The organism is Maribacter aquimarinus, assembly GCF_047345505.1.
Lineage (GTDB): Bacteria > Bacteroidota > Bacteroidia > Flavobacteriales > Flavobacteriaceae > Maribacter.
Genome location: NZ_JBLFEO010000052.1, coordinates 1 through 4,229, shown reverse-complemented (window position 1 = coordinate 4,229; position 4,229 = coordinate 1). Strand labels below are relative to the sequence as shown.

4 protein-coding genes and 1 pseudogene are annotated in these 4,229 nt (G+C 45.3%); all 5 read left to right on the top strand.

Annotated elements, in window-relative coordinates; translation table 11 throughout:
* A pseudogene (locus ACKWCC_RS19040) lies at positions 1-120 on the top strand (UDP-glucose 4-epimerase); the annotation flags it as partial.
* A gap of 124 nt (positions 121-244) precedes the next feature.
* Entirely contained in the window at positions 245-1,360 is a 1,116-nt protein-coding gene (gmd, locus tag ACKWCC_RS19035) for a GDP-mannose 4,6-dehydratase (RefSeq protein ID WP_413997557.1), read from the top strand.
* Between the two features lie 27 nt (positions 1,361-1,387).
* Positions 1,388-2,479: a GDP-L-fucose synthase family protein gene (locus ACKWCC_RS19030; RefSeq protein WP_413997556.1), complete on the top strand. Its 1,092-nt coding sequence runs from the start codon at positions 1,388-1,390 to the stop codon at positions 2,477-2,479.
* Between the two features lie 159 nt (positions 2,480-2,638).
* Positions 2,639-3,508, top strand: coding sequence for a glycosyltransferase family 2 protein (locus ACKWCC_RS19025; protein WP_413997555.1), 870 nt, complete (start codon positions 2,639-2,641; stop codon positions 3,506-3,508).
* 588 nt (positions 3,509-4,096) lie between these two features.
* On the top strand, positions 4,097-4,229 hold a 133-nt coding region (locus tag ACKWCC_RS19020), incomplete at its 3' end, for a polysaccharide biosynthesis protein (protein WP_413997558.1).

The window sequence follows — 4,229 nt, the reverse complement described above, 5'->3', positions numbered from 1 at the left end:
GAGGGCGAAACCGACATGAGCCAGATAGAGGACTACCACTCCCACAACACGGAACAGCTCACCGACCAAGGCCTGAAGGACACCCTCTTGAGCCTGGATTACATAAAGAACCTGTTGTAAATGATCCATTTTATTCTTTTACCGTAAGGTTAAACCAAGGAACTGGTTGTTAAGCCATTTTTAAATAGCCTTACCAGTTAGCCATAAAAAATTAAACAGCGAACACAATACACCATATATAACCATGAGCAAAATAGCATTGATTACCGGGGTCACCGGGCAAGACGGGGCCTACTTGAGTGAATTTCTACTTAAAAAAGGATATACCGTACACGGACTTAAACGACGCTCGTCCCTATTCAACACCGATCGCATAGACCACCTGTACCAAGATCCGCACATTGCACAGCGAAATTTTATCCTACACTACGGAGATATGACGGACAGTACCAATCTGATTCGTCTAATACAGGAAATACAACCCGATGAGATTTACAACTTGGCGGCGATGAGCCACGTACAAGTTTCCTTTGAGGTCCCCGAATATACTGGAAATGCCGACGGGCTAGGTACGCTGCGCATCTTGGATGCGGTGCGTTTACTGGGCTTGGAAAAGAAAACACGTATTTACCAGGCCAGTACCTCGGAACTCTACGGCAAGGTACAGGAGGTGCCCCAATCCGAAACTACGCCCTTTTATCCGCGGAGTCCTTACGCGGTGGCAAAGATGTATGCTTACTGGATCACGGTAAACTATAGGGAAGCCTATGGCATGTACGCCTGCAACGGTATTTTGTTCAACCATGAATCGCCCATCCGGGGGGAAACCTTTGTAACACGTAAAATTACCAGGGCCACGGCCCGCATTGCCCTTGGCCTACAAGATAAAATATACCTTGGAAATTTGGATGCCCAAAGGGATTGGGGACATGCCAAGGATTATGTGCGAATGATGTGGATGATATTACAGGCAGAAGAACCCGAAGATTGGGTCATTGCCACAGGAAAGACCACCGCCGTGCGTGAATTTGTGCGTATGAGTTTCAATGAAGTGGGTATAGAGCTTCAATTCTCAGGTGAAGGTGTGGATGAAAAAGCCACCATCAAAGCCTGTCACGACCCTGCCTATCAGTTACCTATTGGCAAAGAAGTGCTTGCCGTGGACCCCAAGTATTTCCGGCCCACCGAAGTGGACCTCCTGATCGGGGACCCTACCAGGGCCAATGAAAAATTGGGCTGGACCCCGGAGTACGAACTCAAGGAACTGGTAGCGGATATGATGCAGAGCGATTTAATGTTGATGCGAAAAGACCAGTATCTTAAAAAGGGCGGGTACCGTACCCTGAACTACTTTGAATAACTTCATTGGACCAAAGAAGCTGTAAACATGCATAAAGACGCCAAAATATATGTGGCAGGGCACCGCGGACTGGTGGGCAGCGCCCTGGTCAAAAACCTGATGAGCAGGGGCTACCATAATATCGTATCCCGATCTCATTCCCAATTAGACCTAACCGACACCGCTGCAGTGGCCCAATTTTTTGCAACGGAAAAGCCCCAATACGTCTTCCTGGCCGCGGCAAAAGTGGGCGGTATTGTGGCCAATACCAACTATCGTGCAGAATTTATACACGAAAACCTGATGATACAGAACAATGTTATTCATCAGTCTTACCTGCACCAAGTGCAGAAAATGCTGTTTTTGGGCAGTACTTGTATTTATCCCAAAAATTGTCCGCAGCCCATGCAGGAAGACTATTTGCTTACGGACACGCTGGAATATACCAATGAACCCTATGCAATTGCAAAAATTGCGGGCATAAAAATGTGCGAGAGCTACAACCTGCAGTACGGCACCAATTTCATTTCGGTCATGCCCACCAACCTCTATGGGCCCAATGACAATTTTGATTTGGAAAAGTCGCACGTGCTGCCGGCCCTGATACGCAAAATTCATTTGGGTAAGGCACTGGAACAACAGGATTGGAAAGCCATTGACAACGACCTGGACCGTTTGCCCATTGAAGGGGTGGATGGGAGCCGAAAAGAACAAGAAAAGCGGAGCATACTGAAAAAGTATGGTATCTCCCAGGCACCTTCGGGTGAGGTCGGTGTGGGCATTTGGGGCAGCGGAGCGCCCAAGCGGGAATTCCTATGGTCCGAGGATATGGCAGATGCCTGTGTGTTCATCATGGAGAACATAAACTTTATGGATACATACCCCAAGCATTCCACTGAGGTGAGAAACACACACATTAACATTGGTACGGGCCAGGAAATAAGCATTGCTGAACTTGCAGAAGATATTAAAACCAAACTGGGCTTTCAGGGCAAGCTTATTTTTGACGACACCAAACCGGATGGTACAATGAGAAAACTCACTGATGTCTCCAAACTGAATGCCCTAGGTTGGAAACATAAAATTACCTTGGGGCAAGGCATTGAGAAGATTTATAAGTGGTACAATGAAAATCAGTAAAATTCATTTTAGCCATGGTACCTAGCGGCACATATGATATCTGGCACTCCATCTTTGATCATTTGGCCCATCACCAAACATTATTTTGGGCCAACCCTTAACGTTTACAAAAGAACCCATCTGTCATAGAACACAAACAATATCAACAAATTTTAGAAGATGTACCATATTGCTGTTTTGTTAACCTGCTTTAACCGCAGGGAAAAGACCTTGAAGGCACTGTCCCATTTGTTTGCCGCACAGGAAAAGGAGAAAGACCAGATTGCACTGAATGTTTATCTCACGGACGATGGGTGCTCCGATGGCACTGCCGAAGCCGTTGCAAAGATGTATCCCGAAACAAAGATCTTACAGGGAACCGGAGACCTGTACTGGGCAGGAGGAATGCGCAATTCTTGGCAGGAGGCATTAAAGGGTGACCATGACGCATACCTATTGTTAAATGACGACACCAATATGTTTGCAAATACCTTCACAGATTTTTTGAGTACACACAAATATTGCTTAAAAGAATTCAAAAAAGGAGGGATATACTGCGGTGCCACCCTTGATGGGGAAACCCAAAATTACAGTTACGGTGGTCATGTTTTTACCAATAAATTTTTAGCCCGCTATATCAAAGTAGTGCCTAATGGTGTTAATCCCCAGAGCTGTGAACTGGGTAACGCCAACATTATGTGGGTAAGCAAAAATGTGGTGGATACCATTGGTATCCTATCTGATGAATTTGTTCATGGATTGGCCGACTTTGATTATACCTTAATGGCCAAAAAAAAGAACCTGCCCGTGCTCTTAGCACCCCATTATCTTGGCAATTGCAGTAATGACCACACCAACCCCTATATTAAATTTCCAAGTCTTTCCTTTAAAGAGCGTTTGAAAATGTTATACAGTCCTTTATCATTGGATTTTAAATCCAACCTTGCCTACAATCGAAGAAATTTCCCATTAAGATTGCCCATTGTTTTTTTGGTAGGCTACCTCAAGGTGCTTTTTCCTTCACTTTATGTAAAAAGACATAAATTATGAACAATGGCGAAGTACAGAACGCATAGAAGCCAAGGTCTTTAACCGGTCCAAATGCTTGGTAAATTTCGTGGAGACCCAATCTTCTTTAGACGGATGGGAACTTTATCCCTTCCTCGCATAAAGATATCCACGGGTAAGGCGCATGGTCAATTAAATTTTTGTTCGGATGTGATTGGAATTTGGAGATCGGGTGGCATTCTTGACCTTAAATGGGCACGGTTGGCCGGTTTTGGTTTGGCACTTTGGCCCAAAAACCCACTGGACCTTTTGGCATTGCCCCGCACCATGGGCCAGGCATTTGGCTTTGACCGCCAGACAACCCTTTCCTTAGGGAACCTGCCACAAGCACCGCAACCTTGATTTCAATGTATGGGCAGAAAAGTAGTGGACAAGGCAGCATACTCGGGAAATCCCGCCTCGGGCAAACCATTAAGAAATGCGACAAACCTGGGCAAAAAAACCAACACTTTTAAAGGGTCCTCCAAAAAAGGAACAATTTATTAACAACTGTACCGTTTTCATAATGGATTAAAAAATAGACCCAGACAAGTTGAGGCAGCATCAGGACTTATAACTGAAAAACATCTTATGTTCAAAGACAAAACCCTTCTCATTACCGGCGGCACCGGCTCTTTTGGCAATGCCGTACTGAACCGTTTCTTGGAGACGGACATTAAGGAAATACGCATTTTTTCCCGTGATGAAAAAAAGCAGGACGACA

What these genes read in the sequence shown, in the direction of transcription:
- gmd (WP_413997557.1), top strand. Translation starts at nt 245, where the DNA reads ATGAGCAAAATAGCATTGATTACCGGGGTCACCGGGCAAGACGGGGCC.
- ACKWCC_RS19025 (WP_413997555.1), top strand. Translation starts at nt 2,639, where the DNA reads ATGTACCATATTGCTGTTTTGTTAACCTGCTTTAACCGCAGGGAAAAG.
- ACKWCC_RS19030 (WP_413997556.1), top strand. Translation starts at nt 1,388, where the DNA reads ATGCATAAAGACGCCAAAATATATGTGGCAGGGCACCGCGGACTGGTG.